Source organism: Siphonobacter sp. BAB-5385 (assembly GCF_002261125.1).
Lineage (GTDB): Bacteria > Bacteroidota > Bacteroidia > Cytophagales > Spirosomataceae > Siphonobacter.
The window spans coordinates 1-1,769 of sequence record NZ_NMPS01000106.1 but is presented as its reverse complement, the minus strand read 5'-3'; the positions used below and the strand labels follow the sequence as shown (position 1 = coordinate 1,769).

General features: G+C 43.8%; 1 protein-coding gene. It reads left to right on the top strand.

All coding sequences use genetic code 11. From position 1 onward, the window contains the following. Positions 1–532 precede the first annotated feature (532 nt). Entirely contained in the window at positions 533–1,246 is a 714-nt protein-coding gene (locus BWI93_RS10875; protein WP_094811161.1) for a hypothetical protein, read from the top strand. Positions 1,247–1,769 lie beyond the last annotated feature (523 nt).

Sequence of the window (1,769 nt, the reverse complement as noted above, 5' to 3'; positions counted from 1 at the left end):
AGCTGCTTGATGAGATGACTCACGTCCATAAACATCTGAGCTACACCATGGGCTGGAATGTCATGAAGAACTACAGCCGGGATAGCGGCTACGTAGCAGGCAAACATCTGCCCCAATGCTCCTGTTCGTTCCGGAAGGCATGACTGCTAATGCATGTAATCTGCCGACTAGAGGAACCTGTCATAAAGGGTTTAGTACTCATAGAGGCTTCTACATGTCGGTAAAGGGGCTTGAGCAATTCCATTACCGCCAGGTAATATTCGACTGCATGTTGCAGTTAACTCGCCTTTCTTTTCATCCGGGGGAAGGTTTTTGCAGCTATTCTCCAGAAACCATTCGAAGGCTTCTTCAACACTTGTAAATATTTGCATGTGTTAAAGACATGCTCTTTGTATGAATATTTTTCATTCTCATCAAAAGCTGCATTGCTAGCTTACCAAAAAGCATCAACACCTTTTAACGTATATTCTGCTTGGCTGATTGAAGGCTAAACAGTAGCTTTCAGCCCTGAACCACCCAACCTCATTTTCTAATGAAGTCCTTCTACCTCTTTGCTCTTTTGTTACTTAGCTTGACGGCCTGCCAATCCGATGAACCGGAGATTATTACTCCTGCTCCTGTTGCACCCCTTGAATTCAATGACTGGATTATACTTACAGCCCCTGAAAACGGTTTTGTTGAGGCCGTCTACGGCAACATTGACAGTACGTTAATTATTTCCCTAGGTAATCAATTGTATCGTACCCTTGATCAGGGGAAGACTTGGCAGACAACCAAATATGCTAGCAATGAATCCATATTCGGATTTTCTGCCTCAGGAGATACGATTAATGCTTATTCAAGCTTATTGAAAATTCAGGACAATCCTGAGCTTTACATTGCCGGTCCCAGATACTATAGCTTGGATTATGGCAAGACCTGGAAGAAACGTACCTCGGACGATTCGTTTAGCCGTCCTCATGGCGGACTCAAAAAGGCGGTTACGGCAGCCAATGGCATTACGTATAAGCCTGTAGAGGAATACAAGGTTGATCCCTCCTATACAATACCTCCTTATGTGGACAAATCAGGCCTGCAAACGTCTGATGGTCGAGTGGTATACCTTCCCCAGGTGGTAAATGTCAAGGGTATTAGTCTGGACTCTCGGCAACGTGTCTATCTGGCCTGTTCGGCTGTCTTATGCCAGGGAAAATATTGTAGCAGCAGGCATGGCCAAGTCTTTATTTCTAAAAAACCATTACCCTAACCTGGATAGCAGTCAATGAAAAAGCCTACCCACTATCACGGGTAGGCTTTTTTGTAGCCGGTCGTCTCCATGGACTATATAGCTAAGTTGTTTTTGCTCGATTGCTGGACTGATTTGCTTCGGAAAAGGTGCGTTTTACACCTAACTTTGGCCTTGATACCCCTTCCAGCTATCCGACTTAGCTATCTACTATCTATTAGGCCTCCACAAAGAGGGCTTGAGTGCGAAGGTGGAGAAATGAAGGGCTTTCGGGTAGGTACTTGCGTACGAATGCAAACACTTCCATGAATAGCAAGTAGGCATTGTTAGCCCTATAGCTTTGTATACGGCTTAATCCTGCTTTCATTGCTCTGCAAGCATTTATCAGCCCGAGGTCCCTTTTATAGAATAGCATCAAACTGTTCAACCTTCGTGTACTCTATTGATTTAAACACCTAAGTAATGAACATTATGCAGCTTGGTTTCATTGAACAATTATGTAAATCAACAATTTACCAAATGCTATCTTAACGCAGCAGTATGA